This is a genomic window from Kitasatospora sp. NPDC001261, from assembly GCF_042896795.1.
Classification (GTDB): Bacteria; Actinomycetota; Actinomycetes; order Streptomycetales; family Streptomycetaceae; genus Kitasatospora.
The window spans coordinates 1-14,675 of the sequence record NZ_JBIAXP010000056.1 but is presented as its reverse complement, the minus strand read 5'-3'; the positions used below and the strand labels follow the sequence as shown (position 1 = coordinate 14,675).

The following is a 14,675-nucleotide window of genomic DNA, read 5'->3' as shown; positions in this document are numbered from 1 at the left end:
ACTCGTCGACATCCCGGCGGGGGTCGACGATCACGGCCTGGCCGGTGCGCTCGTCGGCGATCAGGTACGAGGCCTGGGAGAGGCAGTCGAGGTAGTACTGGCTGAAGATCACGGGATTTCTCCTCGTCGGGTCTGACAGGCTGGCTCTATGTCGAGTGTACCCCCGGGGGTATTTTATCGACGCAATCGAGGCGCTCGCGATCTGCCGCGTGAACTCCGACGCCACTGCCCCAGGCCACTGGAAGCGGCCCTCCTTCGGGCGCTATCACGCGGCGGCGGCGCGGCCAAACTGCCTTTCTCCATGGATAGTTCAGGCTCCGCGAGTTCGACCGATCACCCAGGAGGAGCCCGTGCCCGAGCACTTCATGAGCGTCAAGCAGACTGCCGAGTACCTGAACATGTCCGTAGCGTGGGTATACCGGGACGCTCCTCGGGTGGGACTCGTTCCCTACCGATTCGGTGGTGGGCGGAACGCGAAGCTGCAGTTCAAGGTGTCGGAGGTGCATGCCTGGGTGAGGCAGCAGCGGTTGTCCGGCGCCTGAGCCGGCGGTGCAAGTGCGGGCCTGCCCATGACGGGCAGACCCGCACTCGTTCACGCGGCCAGACCGAGGTCCAGGACCTGCGCCGCGCGGCTGATGGAGCCGGGCATGAGGTGGCGGTAGATCTTGAAGGTGATCTCGATGTTGCGGTGGCCCATCCACTCCGCGACGTCGGTGATCGGGATGTTGTTGCTGAGGCAGTTCGACGCGAAGAAGTGGCGCAGGCCGTAGAGGACCATGCCCTCGGGGATGTCGGCCTGCCCGGAGGCCCTGATCCTCTGCCACTGGTTGTGGATGACGTGGTGCGGCATGGCCAGACCGATGTCCTTGGGATTGCGCAGAAGGTAGCCGTCCACGGTCCCGTACGTGTCCGCATACCGCTCGATGGCCTGCTTGGTGCGTGTCGGCAGCGGCACGTCGCGGTACTCGCCGACCTTGCGGTGCTTCAGGCGCGCGTAGGTCTTGGTCGCCTGGTTGACCTGCTCGGTGACGCGGTAGACGTCATCGGCGACGATGTTGTTGATATTGACGGCGAATGCCTCGCCATTGCGCAAGCCGCAGCCACTCATGAGTTCCGCGACCAGGCGGAAGGCGTCGTCACCCGTGCTCCGGATCTCCTGCAGTTGAGCGAGAGAGGGGATCACCACCCGCTCCGGGTCGTACTGGGGAGGCTGGACACCGTTCATCGGGCTGTCCTCGTAGAGGCCCAGCCTGTGCGCGTCCAGCAGGATGGTCTTCAGCCTGACGAAGGCATTGGTCTGGGCGGCCAGGCCGACACCGTTCCGCTCCATGGTCTCGACGAACGCTTCCACGACCTTGTGGTCGAACGTGCCCATGCGACGACTGCCGAATGCCGGGAGAAGGTGGTTCTTCAGGATGGAGTCGATGTTCCGCAACGACGTCGGGCTCTGGTGGCGCTGACCCTTCAGCCACTCGGCGGTGTAGACCGCGAACTGCATGCTGCCGTACTTCTTGATGCGGTCCGCCTTCTGCTGGCTCTGCGGGGAGTTCTTCCGCGCGTGGTAGACCTCGGCGAGGCGGGCCTTGGCCTTCTCCTGGTTGGCGAAGCCTGACTCCTCGGTCTGCCGCCCCACTGCGTTGCGGTACCTGATCTTGTACTCGTGCGGGCACTTGCTCCAGCGGGACTCCGGATGCTCGCACTCCTTGAAGAAGCTGCCCATGCCGCGGGTGAGGCCTGTGGTCGCCATCTGACTGGTACCTCCGGGAATCCTGCTGACCTTTTGCTGACCCCGGATGGTCGATCATGCCCCTGAGCTGGGCAGAAACGTCAGACTCGTGATAACTGGGCGAAGTACACGGGGGACCTTCCTGGGCGGCATAGGACTGGGGCTCGGGGCCGGGCGGTGCGGGGGTGGGCGGCTCGTAGGCCTGGGCGGTGTCGGGCGCCGCAGTGCCACTCCGATACCCCCCTCGGTATATTTGCGAGCATACGGCTACCTGAGCCGATACGGGTCGGGGTATCGCCGAACGATTTCGATAATACCCCCGGGGGTACTATGGTGAGGCACCGAGGGGCCGGCCACCGCCGCCGAGCCAGGTACGGGCCAGGTACCGGCGGGGCCGAGGACGCACCGGTCATGCCACGCACCCGGCACACCACCCGCACCGGGCCACCGGGCCCGTACGGACGCCCGCGCCGCCCCCCGACCCGCCGGACCACTGCGGTCCGGTCTGCACCACTGGAGACACCTCATGCCCTTGCTGCCGCACGCCCACGGGCCCTACGCCCGCCGGCCCGACGCCCACGGACCGGGCACCCCCGGGCGGACCACCCCCGCCGAGGCCCACGAGCTCGCCCGCACCGGCACCGCCGTCCTGCTGGACGTCCGGGAGGCCGCCGAGTTCGCCGCCGGACACGCCCCCGGCGCGCTGCACCAGCCGTTGATCGGGCTGGCCGCCGGTGTCCCGCTGCCGACCGAGGCGGCCGGGCGGACCGTGCTGGCGATCTGCCGCTCCGGCAACCGCTCCCAGCGCGCGGCGGAGCTGCTCGCACAGCGCGGCGTCGAGGCGCTGAACGTGGTCGGCGGCATGGGCGCCTGGGCGCTGGCCGGGCTGCCGGTCACCACGCCCGACGGCGGCGCCGGGCATGTGATATGACCACGCTGATCCTGGCGCTCGCCGCAGGTGCGGTGGTCGGGCTCGCCCTGGGCGGGCTGGGCGGCGGCGGCAGCATGCTCGCCGTCCCCGCCCTGGTCTACCTGCTGGGCTTCAGCCCGGCGCTGGCCACCACGGCCAGCCTGGTGATCGTCGCCGCGACCTCGCTGACCGGGCTGCTCGCCCACGCCCGGGCGGGCCGGGTCCGCTGGCGCACCGGCGCGCTGTTCGCCGCCGCCGGACTGCCCGCCGCCATGGCCGCCGGGGCGCTGTCCGCCCATCTGCCGGGCGCGCTGCTGACCGGTGCCTTCTCGGTGCTGGCGGCGCTCGCGGCCTGGCGGATGCTGAAGCCGCCCGCGAAGAACGCACAGGAACGTTCCGGCGCCGGAGTCGGCCGCTCCACGGCGGCGGGCGCCGGGCTCGGCGCCGTCACCGGACTGCTCGGTGTCGGCGGCGGCTTCCTCGCCGTACCGGCCCTGGTCTCGGTGCTCGCCTTCACCATGGCCGAGGCCGTCGGCACCAGCCTGCTGGTCATCACCGCCAACTCGCTCGCCGCCCTGCTGCCCCGCCTCGGCTCGGCCGGGGCGATCGACTGGGCCGTGGCCGCCCCCTTCACCGGGGCCGCGATCCTCGGCGCCTGGGACGGCAAGCGGCTGGCCGACAAGCTCAGCGGGCGAACCCTCCAGAAGGCCTTCGCCGTCGCCCTGCTCGCCGTCGCCGCGCTGATGCTCATCACCACGGTGAGCTGATCACCCCGGCGAGCCGACCCCCGAACCCTCCCCCACCACACGCACCGCACCGACACCCCTTCCCGAGAGGACCTCCCACTCCCATGACCACGCCGCTGACCGTCGAGCAGCTCCAGCCCCGCCTCGGCCTGCTCACCCTCATCGACGTCCGCTCCCCCGGCGAGTACGCCGCCGGCCACATCCCCGGCGCCCTGAACGTCCCGCTCGACCAGCTCGACCGCGCCCTGCCCGCGCTGCGCGAGGCCGCCGGGCACGGCGAGATCGCCGTGGTCTGCGCCGCCGGGCCGCGCGCCGACAACGCCTGCCGCGTGCTGGCCGACGCCGGCATCCCGACCCTCACCCTGACCGGCGGCACCAACGCCTGGGCGAGCGCCGGGCGGCCGCTGGACCAGGTGGCCGGCGCCCGCCGGGTGTGGGCGCTGGACCGCCAGGTCCGCCTGGTGGCCGGCTCGCTGGTGCTGGCCGGCGTGCTGGTCGACCTCGCCCTGCCGGGTGCCCGCTGGGTCTCCGCCGCCGTCGGCGGCGGGCTGGCCTTCTCCGCGCTGACCAACACCTGCGCGATGGGCTCGATGCTCTCCAAGCTCCCGTACAACCGGCCCCGCCCCGGCACGCCGAGCCTGGACGAGACGCTCGCGGCCCTGACGCGCTGAGCCCAGCCTAAGCGCTGAGACCCTCGGGCCACTGAGCCCGGTCGCGGGCCGGGCCCCGACCGTCACGAGGCCCGGACCGCGACCGTTCCCAGATCGTGAAGGCCACTGCCCACCCCCGTCGGGCAGGGGCCTTCACCTCTTCTCCCAGCTGTCTCCCGGAAGCCGTCACCGCGCATCCCGTTGACGTGGCCGAGCCCACCATGTGAAATGTCACCCATCACATGCGATGCATCGTAACGCACACCACCCATCCGATTTGAACGTTCAAACACCATCGCCCCGCCACCCGACCGGAGGTAGCTCCCGCCATGCCGCCCCGCCCCCGCGCCTTACCCACCGGTCTCGCCCTCCTGGCCGTCCTCGCCGCCCAGGCCCTCGGCGCCGCCCCGGCCCCGGCGGCCGCCGGAACGCCGCTCGTGGACGGCGGCGGATACCTCCTCGGCTCCGCCCTGGACGGCAGCTGCCTCGGCCCGCAGTACGCGCAGCCCGCCCCCGGCACCCCGGTGGTCGGCGCCGCCTGCGGACGGCTGCTCAGCCAGCGCTGGCAGCTGCGCCGCACCGGCGCCGACTACCTGCTCGTGAACGCCGCCAGCGGCCGCTGCCTCACCCTCGGCGGCCCGGACCGCCGCCCCGCCACCGCCGACTGCGGCAGCTCCCCCGAGGCCGAGCGCTTCACCGTCTCCCGCGCGCCGCAGGGCACCTACACCCTCACCACCCGCGGCACCGGCGGCTGCCTGACCGCCGACCCGGCCCCGGTGGCCCACCACTGCGACAACCGCCCCGCCCACCGCTGGACGCTCACCCGCACCGAGCCGCTGGTCCTCGCCGACCCCGGCTTCGAGCAGAGCGGCACCAACGGTACGAGCAGCACGAGCGGCACGAACGGCACGAACGGCGCCGCCACCGCCGGCAGCACCTCCGGCGGCTGGACCTTCACCCCCCACACCGGCACCGCCACCAACAACCCGCACGGCGGCACCCGCCTCGCCTACCTCGACGCCGGCCCCGGCTACGCGGTGAGCCAGCAGGTGACCGCCGTCACCGCGGGCAGCTACGACCTGTCCGCCTGGATCGCGACGGGCGGCGCCGGCGGCAGCCTCTCGGTGAGCGTCAACGGCACCGTGGTGCGCTCCCTCCCGCTGCCCGAGCAGTCCCTCTACGCGAAGTACACCCTCCTCCGGGTCCGGGTCGCCCCCGGCGACCGGCTGACCCTCACCATCGGCTCCTCCCCCACGGGTTGGATCAACGTGGACGACGCCGCCGTCGCCCCGGCCGCCCCCAACGACCCGGTGATCAGCTCCTCCGACCCCGAGGCCGTCGCCCTCTTCGACTGGGCCAAGGCCAAGGCCAACAGCTGGGTGCAGCAGGCCGGCGCCACCGGCGTGCTCGACCAGGACGAGAACCACCCCGGCGGCACCGGCACCACCACCTACGACGCCACCTACTGGGCCGGCTACCCGTTCCGCTCCGCCTTCTACAGCCGCGACTTCGCCCACCAGCTGGTCGGCGCCCACCTGCTCGGCCTGGACGCCGAGAACAAGACCATGCTGCGCGGCTTCGCGGCCTCGGCCACCGAGGTCAACAAGCTCTACCCGGTCTGGGCGCTCAACTTCGACGCCCGCAGCTACGGCGCCATCGACTACCGGAGCCCCGACCGCTTCGTCCGCGAGCTGCCCGCGCCGTTCGAACTCGTCCAGCAGGCCGGCGAGGCCTACCGCTGGACCGGCGACCGCGACTACGCCGAGGACCCGGGCCTGGGCCGGTACGTGCGCAACACGCTCGGCCCGTTCATCGCCGCCCGCCCCGGCCCGGTCGACAACGGCGGGGTGCCGATCCCGCAGGCCACCAGCCGCAGCATCTTCGCCGGCACCGCCAGCTACGCCGAGAACGCCACCCGCACCTACGCCGAGGCCGGGGACGCGGTCGGCGCCCAGTACCAGGCCTACCTCTCCGCCGCCGCGCTGGCCGACGCCCGGGGCGACGCCGCCTCCGCCGCCGGCTACCGGAAGGCCGCCGAGCAGCTGCGCACGTACGTCAACTCCACCTGGAGCGTGGACGGTTCGCAGCCCGGCGAGGTCGTCCACGGCTACGACACCGCCGGCAAGCCGATCACCGGCTGGGGCTACGAGGCGAGCGTGCTGATGCCGGTCAAGGGGCTGCTCGACCCGGGCCCGCGCCGGGACGCCCAGCTCGCCGCCATCGACGCCGCCGACTCCGGCCCGGAGCGCTCGGCGAACCTGGAGGCCTACACCTACCTGCCGGACGCCTTCTTCGCCAACCACGACGGCAGCACCGCCTGGAAGTGGATGCGGCACGTCTACGAGAGCGTCGGCGAGCCGCACGTGAGCGGCGCGATGCTGAACGGCGACTACCCCGAGGTCCCGTTCACCCTGCTCGCCCAGACCGTCCAGGGCCTGCTCGGCGTCACCCCCGACGCCGCCGGCCACGCGCTCTCCACCACCCCGCAGCTGCCCGCCTCGATGGGCTGGCTCCAGGTCGCGGGCATCCCGGTGGGCGGCGGCACGGTGACCGTCCGCCACGACGGCGCGCAGCGCAGCACCGTCACCAACACCGGTACGGAGCCTGTTACTTGGGAGGCCCGCTTCCCCGGTCAGCACGCCCACGCCACCGTCGACGGCGAGCAGCGGGAGGCCCGCACCACGACCGTCGACGGCACGACCTACACCTCCATCACCGTGACCCTCGCGCCCGGACGCTCCGCGACCGCGACCGTCACCGACTGACCCCCACACAGCACAACCGCGGCCGGCCGGCCCCACCCGGCCGGCCGCACCCCCTCGCTTCCTGACGGTTCGTCATCTCACCATCCCCCACCCCTCAGGAGGGCGCTCATGCGCCGAACCCGCCGCCGTGTCGCGGCATCCCTGCTCTCCCTCGCCCTCGCGACCGCCGGCCTCGGAGCCGTCGGCCTCGGCACGGCCGCTCCCGCCACCGCCACCCCCACCCCCACCCCCACCCCCACCCCCACCGCGATCGGCACCGGCCCCAGCCTCGGCAACGGCAACGCCCTGACCCCGCCGATGGGCTGGAACTCCTGGAACTCCCTCGGCACCGAGGTCACCCAGGACCAGGTCGTCCAGACCATCGACTTCATGACCGCCAACGGACTGGTCGCGGCCGGCTACGACACCGTCACCATCGACGACGGCTGGTCGCTCTGGCACCGCGACGGCCAGAGCTCCGACCTGGTCCGCAACGCCGACGGCGGCCTCCAGCTGTACGACAACGCCGGCAACCCGGTCAGCGGCACCGACGGCACCGGCAACGACCCCACCTCCGGCCACCTGGTCCCGCGCCCCGACCACTTCCCCGAGCGGACCGTCGACGGCCACACCGTCAACGGCATCGCGTACCTCGCCCAGTACGCGCACAGCAAGGGCATGAAGTTCGGCCTCTACGCCACCGACACCTACCTCACCTGCCAGATGCACCCCGGCAGCCTCGGCCACGAGTCCACCGACGCCGCCGACTTCGTCTCCTGGGGCGTCGACTTCGTCAAGTACGACGACTGCCCGTACGGCCCGCAGATCGTCGGCCCGGACGGGCACAACTACTACACCCAGGGCGAGGGCAAGGAGCTGACCCGCTCCGTCTACGCCCGGGTGCAGACCTTCCAGCACGCGCTGGACGCGGCCTCCGCCGCCCAGGGGAAGCCCAAGGTCACCCTCAGCGTCTCCGCCCAGCCCGTCCACAGCGGGGTCCCGTACCTGCTCGCCGCCGACGACCCGGCCCGCACCGACCCGGTGGTCCAGGCCGCCGGGACCGCCCCCTTCCACGCCCCCGGCTACGCGCCCACCGGCATCTGGTGCGGCCAGGTCGCCAACCTCTGCCGGATCGGCGGCGACCGGGACAGCGAGCTCGACGGGGTGCTCTGGAACGGGCAGTTGCAGACCGCGCTGCAGTACCCGGGCAACGTCCGCCCGGGCAGCTGGAACGACCTGGACATGATGTTCACCGGCTGGCAGGACGTCTACGGCCTGTGGGGCACCACCGACACCTGCACCTGCCACAAGCCCTTCACCGACGACGAGTCGCGGACGGAGGCCTCGGTCCTCGCCATGCTCGCCGCGCCGATGATCTCCGGCGCCGACCTGCGCACCGCCGCGCAGTCGCAGCACAGCGCGGACGGCTACACCTGGTCCACCGGGATCAACGACACCAGCCTGGCGATCCTGAAGAACAAGGAGGTCATCGCCGTCGACCAGGACGGCCTGGCGAAGCCCGCCACCCTGGTCGGCGCCAAGCCGGCCGACGGGCACGCCCCGGTGGTCCTCAAGCGGCAGCTCGCCAACGGCGACACCGCCGTGCTGCTGGTCAACCAGGACCCGTCGGCCGGCCGCACCGTCGCCACCAGCCTCGCCGAACTCGGCCTCGGCGGCTCCGGCTACCAGGCCAAGGAGCTGTGGACGGGCGCGGGTTCGACCGTCACCGGTCCGATCAGCGCTTCCCTCCCGCCGCACGGCGCGGCCCTCTACCGGCTCGCCAAGCAGGGCACCGGCGGGCCGTCCGGCGTGGTCGACGACGGTGCGTACCACTCCCTGAGCAGCGGCGGCCTCGCGCTGTCCCTGCTCGGCTCCTGCACCGCGCCGCTCGGCTCGATCACCGACCTGGAGCCCGCGCGCCCCGGCGACCCGGCGCAGCAGTGGACCTTCACCGGCAACCCCGACGGGACCGTCCGGATCAGCGACAACTGCGCCACCGGCACCCACCGGCACACCGTGCTCTCCGCCGGGGCCTCGGCCGGTGACAGCGCCTACCTGCTCGACCTGTCGCCCGGCAACCCCTGGCAGGAGTGGAAGCTGACCCAGGACCAGGCCACCGGCTCCGTCACCGTCACCAACGTCGCCACCGGCCTCGCCCTCGACGGGGGCGCCGGCACCGCCGGCACCCCCGTCACCACCCGCCCGGCCACCGGCCAGCGCTGGACCCTCGGGTCCTGAGGGCCCGCTCAGCCCCTCGTGCCGGCCGTCCGCCGCGTGGCGCGGACGGCCGGCATCCGGACCAGTACCGCCATGCTCAGCCCGAAGACGACCACGCCCAGCGGGACGTGGACCGACGGCACGTGCGCGAGGCCCAGCACGACCTGCGCCGAGGCCAGCACCAGGAACCCGGTGGCGTACAGGACCGGACGGGGCGAGCCGCCGCCGGGCCGCCAGGCCAGGACGGCGGCGAGCAGGTACAGCATCGAGGACCCGTACATCACGCGCGCGCCGACGCTGTGCAGCGTCTCGCCGTAGGAGGTGGAGAGCAGCAGCCCGGCCGTGACCGCCTGGAAGAGGACCGCCACGGTCTGGAGCGCCACGGAGGCCCGGAGGAAGGTGTGGGCGCGCAGCCCCGCCGCCGTGTCCGTGGTGCCCCTGGTGCCCGTGGCCGCCTCCGCCGTCGTTCCGATGGCCATGACGCGCTCCCCTCTTCTGCCTCGCGGCAGCTGATCGATAGTGTCCCGGTCATCCGACGAGACAGGCCGGCGAAGTGTGAGGCGAGGGTCCATGACGGACGAGCAAACCCGGGGAGCGGCCCCGACCGTGAGCACCCCCTCCGTACCGGATCCGGGCGTGGTCGTCGGCGAGCGGCGGCAGCTGATCAACCTGGCCTACCGGCTGCTCGGTTCGCTGGCCGAGGCCGAGGACGCGGTGCAGGAGACGTACGCCCGGTGGTACGCGCTGTCCCGGGAGCAGCAGGAGGCCATCGCCTCGCCGGGTGCCTGGCTGTCCACGGTGGCCGGCCGGGTCTGCCTGGACCAGCTCGGGTCGGCGCGGGCCCGGCGGGAGCGCTACGTCGGCGAGTGGCTGCCCGAACCGCTGCCCGACCGCGGCGAGCGGATCGGCGGCCCGACCGACGGCGGCGGGCCGGCCGATCCCGCGGACTGGGTCACCCTGGACGAGTCGGTGACCATGGCCTTCCTGGTCGTCCTGGAGGCGATGACCCCGGCGGAGCGGGTGGCGTTCATCCTGCACGACGTCTTCCGCTACCCCTTTCCCGAGGTGGCCGGGATCGTCGGCCGCACCCCGGCCGCCTGCCGCCAGCTGGCCTCCTCCGCCCGCCGCCGGATCAGGGCCGCCCAGGCCCCGGCGACCCCGACGGGCGCGCAGGCCGGACTGGTACGGGACTTCAAGCGGGCCTGGGAGGACCGGGACATCGCGGCCCTGGTCGGCCTGCTCGCCCCCGACGCCACGATGACCGCCGACGGCGGCGGCCTGGCCGGCGCCGCCCTGCGCCCGGTGGTGGGCGGCGAGCGGATCGCCCGGTACCTGGTCCACTTCGCCGACCTCGCCCCCGGGCTCACCCTCCTCGAACGGACCGTCAACGGCCGCCCCGGCCTGGTCGCCCGGCTCGGCGGCCGCACCGCGACGGTGGCGGCCTTCGACCTGGCCGACGGCCGGATCACCCGCGTCTGGGCGGTCCGCAACCCGGAGAAGCTGCGCCCGTGGACGGCGTACGAGCCGGGCCTTGACCCGGAGCGCGAACCGCACGACCGCTGAGTGGTCCTACAGCTCCACGTTTCGTCGCGGGTCAGCCCTTCGGGTGGTCGGGCGAGGCCGGGTCGAGCGAGGACAGGAAGTTCCGCATGCCGTCGAGGTAGCCGGGAGTGAACAGCGAGCGCGGTGCGGCGACGGCGAGGAAGGTGCTGCGCAGCTCGGAGTCCTCGACGTCCTTGGGCACCATGTTGTGGGTCGAGTCCGGGAAGCGCAGGACGTGGAGCAGGCCCGGGGTGGTGACGAGGCGGCGGTAGGCGGCCTCGGTGTCGTCGCTGTCGACGTTGACGTCCCGGCCGCCGAGGACGAGCTGCACCGGGACCCGGAGGGCGGCGAGGTCCTCGGTGGCGTCGGAGAGGTGGTTGCGCTTGTTGAACGCCCAGCGCTCGGGGGTCAGCCCGTCGACGTCGCCGCCGGCGGCCCGGTACTCCTCGAAGGTCGAACCGGCCCGCAGGGCGGCCAGGTTGCGGTCGCTGCGGGCGACGGCGGCCGCGGTCTCCGCGGGCGAGGCGTGCCGTTCCCCCAGCTCGGCGAGCAGGTTGTAGCGGCCCTGCTGGAGCCAGTTGACGGCGGTGCCGACGGCGATCACGAACCTGACGTCCGGGGACTGCCGGGCGGCCTTGGGCATCACCCAGCCGGCCTGGCTGGCGCCCCAGAGCCCGATCCGGTTCGGGTCGATGCCGGGCTGGGCCTTGGCCCAGCGGATCGCGGCGAGGGTCTCGTCGACGCGGTCCTGCATGCTCTGGTCCAGCCAGTCGCCGGGGGCGTTGTTGACGCCGGGCTTGTCCCAGGAGAGCGTCGCGTACCCGGCCTTCGCCATGGCCTCCCAGAGCGGCCGGTAGAAGGTGTCGTGGGTGGCGTCCACGGGCCCGTCGCCGTGGACGAAGACCACCAGTCCGTACGGCCCGTGGCCGCCGGTGGGGCGGGCCAGGACGCCCTGGAGCGGCTGCCTGCCGCCGGTGACGGTGACCCGCTCCTCCGTGAGGTCGTACTCGTTCTGGTAGACCACCCAGCCGCCCGCGCCGGCCAGCAGCACGGCCACGGACAGCAGTGAGCCCCAGAGCCACCGGCGCCTGCCGAACATCTTCATAGCGTTCACTCACCAATCGTTCGTTTCAAAAACGACCGTAGCAGATATGAACGCATCGGGGTGATCGTCCGGCCTTCGCCTGCCCGGAGGCCGTCACCGCGCGACCGGCGCGGTCCCCGCCTCGGGAGCCACCTGCTCCGACACCACCGGCTCCGGGAGCGTCCGGAACAGCGCCCAGCTCAGCACCGGCATCAGCACCAGCGGCAGCAGCGCCGTGCGCAGCGAGGTCGCGTCCGCGAGGGCGCCGATCACCGGGCTCGCCAGTCCGCCGACGCTCACCGTCAGCCCGAGGGTGATCCCGCTCGCCGTACCGATCCGCGACGGCAGGTAGTCCTGCCCCAGCGTGACCTGAAGGGAGAACGGCACATACAGGCCCGCCGAGGTCAGTGCCACGAACAGGTACAGCGCCGGGCCCGGCACCAGCAGCACCCCGGCCACCGCGACCGCCGCCACCAGGTACGACCAGCGGGCCACCGCCACCCGCCCCCACCGGTCCGCCAGCGCGCCGCCCAGCACCGAGCCCACCGCGCCGCCCGCGTACAGCACCACCAGCGCCGCCGTGCCCGCCGCCGGACCGCCGCCCAAGCGCTGGGCGGTGAACAGCGAGAGGAAGGTGCTCAGCCCGACGAACGCGACCGAGCGGCAGACCACCGCCAGCGACAGCCGCACGAAGGCCGCCCGGTCGTCGGCGCCCGGGACCGGCTCCCGCGCCTCCCCGGCCGCCCGCCGCCGCTCCAGTTCGCGCAGCACCGGCAGGCAGAGCGCGGCGCCCGCGAGCGCGGGCAGCGCCAGCAGCGGGGTCAGCCGCAGCCCGCCCGTCCCGACCACGGCGGCGACCAGCAGCGGGGCGGCGGCGAAGCCCAGGTTGCCGCCCAGCGAGAACCAGGCCATCCCCCGGTGGGTGCCCAGGCCGCGCCGCCCGTCCCCCGCCCGCCGCGCCGCCAGCCGGGCCACCCGGGCCGACTCCGGGTGGTAGGCCGCCACCCCGACCCCGGACAGCGCCACGAAGGCCAGCGTCAGCCCGTACGAGCCGCCCACCCCGCTGAGCGCGATGCCCGCACCGCCCACCAGCGTGCTGACCGGCAGCAGCCAGGGCAGCGGCCGGCGGTCGGTGAGCGCCCCGAACAGCGGCTGCGCCACCGAAGAGAGCAGCGAGGCGGCGAGCACCACCCCGGACACGGCGGCGTAGCCGTAGTGGCTCTCGGCCGCGAAGAACGGCACCAGGGCCGCCACCGCGCCCTGGTAGACGTCCACACAGGAGTGCCCGACGGAGAGCAGGAGGATCGACCTGCGGTCGGAGGATCGTTTCGGCATGCCGCCAGCCTCGGGCCCGCACCCGCTGTCGGACTTCCGATAACCTGCCATCCGATGCCGAGAACCCGCCACGATCCCGTCGCCTCGCGCCATACACCCGTCGTGTCGCGCCACACTCCCGTCGCGTCGACCGAGGCCTGCCTGCTGCCCTCCGGCGGCGCCATCGACGCGCACCGGCACGACGACCACCAGATCGCCTACGCCGCCCGCGGCGTGGTCGGCATCACCACCGACGCCGGCTCCTGGGTCGCCCCCGGCGACCGCGCGCTGTGGATCCCGGCCGGCACCGTCCACGCCCACCAGGCCCACGGCGAACTCGAACTCCACCTGGTCGGCCTGCCCGCCGCCGACAACCCGCTCGGCCTGGACCGCCCGACCGTCCTCGCCGTCGGCCCGCTGCTGCGCGAACTGATCGTCGCCTACACCCGCACCCCCGACCAGGACACCCCCGAACGCGCCCGGCTGCGGGCCGTCCTGCTCGACCAGCTGCGCGCCTCCCCGCAGAGCCCGCTCCACCTCCCCACCCCCGCCACGCCTCTGCTCCGCGCCCTGTGCGCGCTGCTGGAGGCCGACCCGGCCGACGGCCGTACGCTCGCCGAACTCGGCCGCGCTGTCGGCGCCAGCGACCGCACCCTCTCCCGGCTGTTCCGCGCCGACCTCGGCATGACCTTCCCCCAGTGGCGCACCCAGCTGCGGCTGCACCACGCCCTGGTGCTTCTCGCCGAGGGCCTGCCCGTCACCACCGTGGCGCACCGCTGCGGCTGGGCCTCCGCCAGCGCCTTCATCGACGTGTACCGCCGCGCCTTCGGACACACCCCGGGCGGGCGCGCGCCGCGCTGAACGCCGTTGTCCGTACCGCGTGGCAGGCTGGGGGCATGTGCGGCCGCTTCGTCTCCACCACCACGCCCCAGGACCTCGTCTCCCTGCTCGGGGAGCTCCGGTGGGACCCGGCCGAGACCTTCGCGCCGAGCTGGAACGTCGCCCCGACCGACCCGGTCCCGGCCGTCCTGGAACGCGTCGACCGGGACACCGGCGAACTGCTGCGCCAACTGCGCCCGCTGCGCTGGGGCCTGGTCCCGTCCTGGGCCAAGGACCCGTCCGGCGGCGCCCGCCTGATCAATGCCCGCTCGGAGACCGTCGACACCAAGCCCGCCTTCCGCAAGGCCTTCACCACCCGCCGCTGCGTGATCCCCGCCGACGGCTACTTCGAGTGGCGCGAGGTCCCCGCCGCCGCCGACCGGAAGAAGTACAAGCAGCCCTACTTCCTCAGCACCGGCGGCCTGATGCTGATGGCCGGCCTCTACGAGTTCTGGCGCGACCACACCCGCCCCGAGGACGACCCGCTCGCCTGGCTCGCCACCGCCACCGTCATCACCACCGACGCCACCGACTCCGCCGGCCGCGTCCACGACCGGATGCCCCTCACCATCGCCCCCGACGACCTCGCCACCTGGCTCTCCCCCGCCCACACCGACCCCGCCGAACTCCACCACCTGCTGCACAGCCCCGCCGACGACACCCTGCGCATCCGCGCCGTCCCCACCACCGTCAACAGCGTCCGCAACAACGGCCCCCACCTGCTGGACACCGCCCCGGACCCACTGGGCCTGGCGGACTGAGGCCGAACCAGGGAGATTCCCAATGATGTTGTCAAGCCAGGGCGGTGACGCCTCGTGACTGCCTTACTGCGCTGGGGCGGCGTTCTTGGGCGCAACTGCATC

At 73.3% G+C, this 14,675-nt stretch carries 13 protein-coding genes; 9 read left to right on the top strand and 4 right to left on the bottom strand.

Annotated features, from left to right (window positions below; genetic code table 11):
• Positions 1 to 350: 350 nt before the first annotated feature.
• Entirely contained in the window at positions 351 to 542 is a 192-nt protein-coding gene (locus tag ACFY4B_RS42140) for an AlpA family transcriptional regulator (RefSeq protein WP_074003094.1), read from the top strand.
• Between the two features lie 50 nt (positions 543 to 592).
• Here ACFY4B_RS42140 and ACFY4B_RS42135 read toward each other — a convergent pair whose 3' ends face one another.
• A complete protein-coding gene (locus ACFY4B_RS42135; RefSeq protein ID WP_387977042.1) occupies positions 593 to 1,747 on the bottom strand; it encodes a tyrosine-type recombinase/integrase in 1,155 nt (384 codons plus the stop codon).
• A gap of 505 nt (positions 1,748 to 2,252) precedes the next feature.
• Here ACFY4B_RS42135 and ACFY4B_RS42130 point away from each other — a divergent pair.
• The 5 genes from ACFY4B_RS42130 to ACFY4B_RS42110 all read left to right on the top strand — a co-directional run bounded on the left by ACFY4B_RS42130 (position 2,253) and on the right by ACFY4B_RS42110 (position 9,014).
• Complete coding sequence (locus ACFY4B_RS42130) at positions 2,253 to 2,657, top strand: rhodanese-like domain-containing protein (protein ID WP_387977040.1); 405 nt, start codon at positions 2,253 to 2,255, stop codon at positions 2,655 to 2,657.
• Positions 2,654 to 3,403: a sulfite exporter TauE/SafE family protein gene (locus ACFY4B_RS42125; protein WP_387977037.1), complete on the top strand. Its 750-nt coding sequence runs from the start codon at positions 2,654 to 2,656 to the stop codon at positions 3,401 to 3,403. Before ACFY4B_RS42130 ends, ACFY4B_RS42125 begins: the two co-directional genes overlap by 4 nt.
• A gap of 83 nt (positions 3,404 to 3,486) precedes the next feature.
• On the top strand, positions 3,487 to 4,053 hold the full coding sequence (locus ACFY4B_RS42120; RefSeq protein WP_387977035.1) for a rhodanese-like domain-containing protein: 567 nt from the start codon (positions 3,487 to 3,489) through the stop codon (positions 4,051 to 4,053).
• A 308-nt stretch (positions 4,054 to 4,361) separates the two neighbouring features.
• Positions 4,362 to 6,797 carry an RICIN domain-containing protein gene (locus tag ACFY4B_RS42115; RefSeq protein ID WP_387977033.1) on the top strand — a complete coding sequence of 812 codons (2,436 nt, stop codon included), beginning with the start codon at positions 4,362 to 4,364 and terminating at the stop codon, positions 6,795 to 6,797.
• Between the two features lie 108 nt (positions 6,798 to 6,905).
• Complete coding sequence (locus tag ACFY4B_RS42110) at positions 6,906 to 9,014, top strand: alpha-galactosidase (RefSeq protein WP_387977030.1); 2,109 nt, start codon at positions 6,906 to 6,908, stop codon at positions 9,012 to 9,014.
• A gap of 8 nt (positions 9,015 to 9,022) precedes the next feature.
• Here the strand turns inward: ACFY4B_RS42110 and ACFY4B_RS42105 are convergent, their stop codons facing one another.
• Positions 9,023 to 9,472, bottom strand: a complete 450-nt coding sequence (locus tag ACFY4B_RS42105) for a hypothetical protein (RefSeq protein ID WP_387977027.1) — start codon at positions 9,470 to 9,472, stop codon at positions 9,023 to 9,025.
• A gap of 127 nt (positions 9,473 to 9,599) precedes the next feature.
• Between ACFY4B_RS42105 and sigJ the strand changes: the two genes are divergently transcribed.
• The gene (gene sigJ, locus ACFY4B_RS42100; RefSeq protein WP_387977024.1) at positions 9,600 to 10,556 is read left to right on the top strand and encodes an RNA polymerase sigma factor SigJ; all 957 of its coding nucleotides are present in this window, start codon (positions 9,600 to 9,602) and stop codon (positions 10,554 to 10,556) included.
• A 31-nt stretch (positions 10,557 to 10,587) separates the two neighbouring features.
• On the opposite strand, the gene ACFY4B_RS42095 is transcribed toward sigJ, so the two are convergent.
• On the bottom strand, positions 10,588 to 11,640 hold the full coding sequence (locus tag ACFY4B_RS42095; protein ID WP_049656514.1) for a S9 family peptidase: 1,053 nt from the start codon (positions 11,638 to 11,640) through the stop codon (positions 10,588 to 10,590).
• A 93-nt stretch (positions 11,641 to 11,733) separates the two neighbouring features.
• Positions 11,734 to 12,954 carry an MFS transporter gene (locus tag ACFY4B_RS42090; RefSeq protein ID WP_387977021.1) on the bottom strand — a complete coding sequence of 407 codons (1,221 nt, stop codon included), beginning with the start codon at positions 12,952 to 12,954 and terminating at the stop codon, positions 11,734 to 11,736.
• A 54-nt stretch (positions 12,955 to 13,008) separates the two neighbouring features.
• On the opposite strand from ACFY4B_RS42090, the gene ACFY4B_RS42085 reads away from it, so the two are divergent.
• Both ACFY4B_RS42085 and ACFY4B_RS42080 read left to right on the top strand, forming a co-directional pair.
• Positions 13,009 to 13,794, top strand: a complete 786-nt coding sequence (locus tag ACFY4B_RS42085) for an AraC family transcriptional regulator (RefSeq protein ID WP_387977018.1) — start codon at positions 13,009 to 13,011, stop codon at positions 13,792 to 13,794.
• A 35-nt stretch (positions 13,795 to 13,829) separates the two neighbouring features.
• Complete coding sequence (locus tag ACFY4B_RS42080) at positions 13,830 to 14,573, top strand: SOS response-associated peptidase (protein ID WP_387977015.1); 744 nt, start codon at positions 13,830 to 13,832, stop codon at positions 14,571 to 14,573.
• Positions 14,574 to 14,675: the final 102 nt, after the last annotated feature.

Bases quoted from the DNA above. Each gene is read 5' to 3' on its own strand.
- ACFY4B_RS42135 (WP_387977042.1), bottom strand. From the start codon at position 1,747: ATGGCGACCACAGGCCTCACCCGCGGCATGGGCAGCTTCTTCAAGGAG.
- ACFY4B_RS42130 (WP_387977040.1), top strand. From the start codon at position 2,253: ATGCCCTTGCTGCCGCACGCCCACGGGCCCTACGCCCGCCGGCCCGAC.
- ACFY4B_RS42125 (WP_387977037.1), top strand. From the start codon at position 2,654: ATGACCACGCTGATCCTGGCGCTCGCCGCAGGTGCGGTGGTCGGGCTC.
- ACFY4B_RS42120 (WP_387977035.1), top strand. From the start codon at position 3,487: ATGACCACGCCGCTGACCGTCGAGCAGCTCCAGCCCCGCCTCGGCCTG.
- ACFY4B_RS42115 (WP_387977033.1), top strand. From the start codon at position 4,362: ATGCCGCCCCGCCCCCGCGCCTTACCCACCGGTCTCGCCCTCCTGGCC.
- ACFY4B_RS42110 (WP_387977030.1), top strand. From the start codon at position 6,906: ATGCGCCGAACCCGCCGCCGTGTCGCGGCATCCCTGCTCTCCCTCGCC.
- ACFY4B_RS42105 (WP_387977027.1), bottom strand. From the start codon at position 9,472: ATGGCCATCGGAACGACGGCGGAGGCGGCCACGGGCACCAGGGGCACC.
- ACFY4B_RS42095 (WP_049656514.1), bottom strand. From the start codon at position 11,640: ATGAAGATGTTCGGCAGGCGCCGGTGGCTCTGGGGCTCACTGCTGTCC.
- ACFY4B_RS42090 (WP_387977021.1), bottom strand. From the start codon at position 12,954: ATGCCGAAACGATCCTCCGACCGCAGGTCGATCCTCCTGCTCTCCGTC.
- ACFY4B_RS42085 (WP_387977018.1), top strand. From the start codon at position 13,009: ATGCCGAGAACCCGCCACGATCCCGTCGCCTCGCGCCATACACCCGTC.
- ACFY4B_RS42080 (WP_387977015.1), top strand. From the start codon at position 13,830: ATGTGCGGCCGCTTCGTCTCCACCACCACGCCCCAGGACCTCGTCTCC.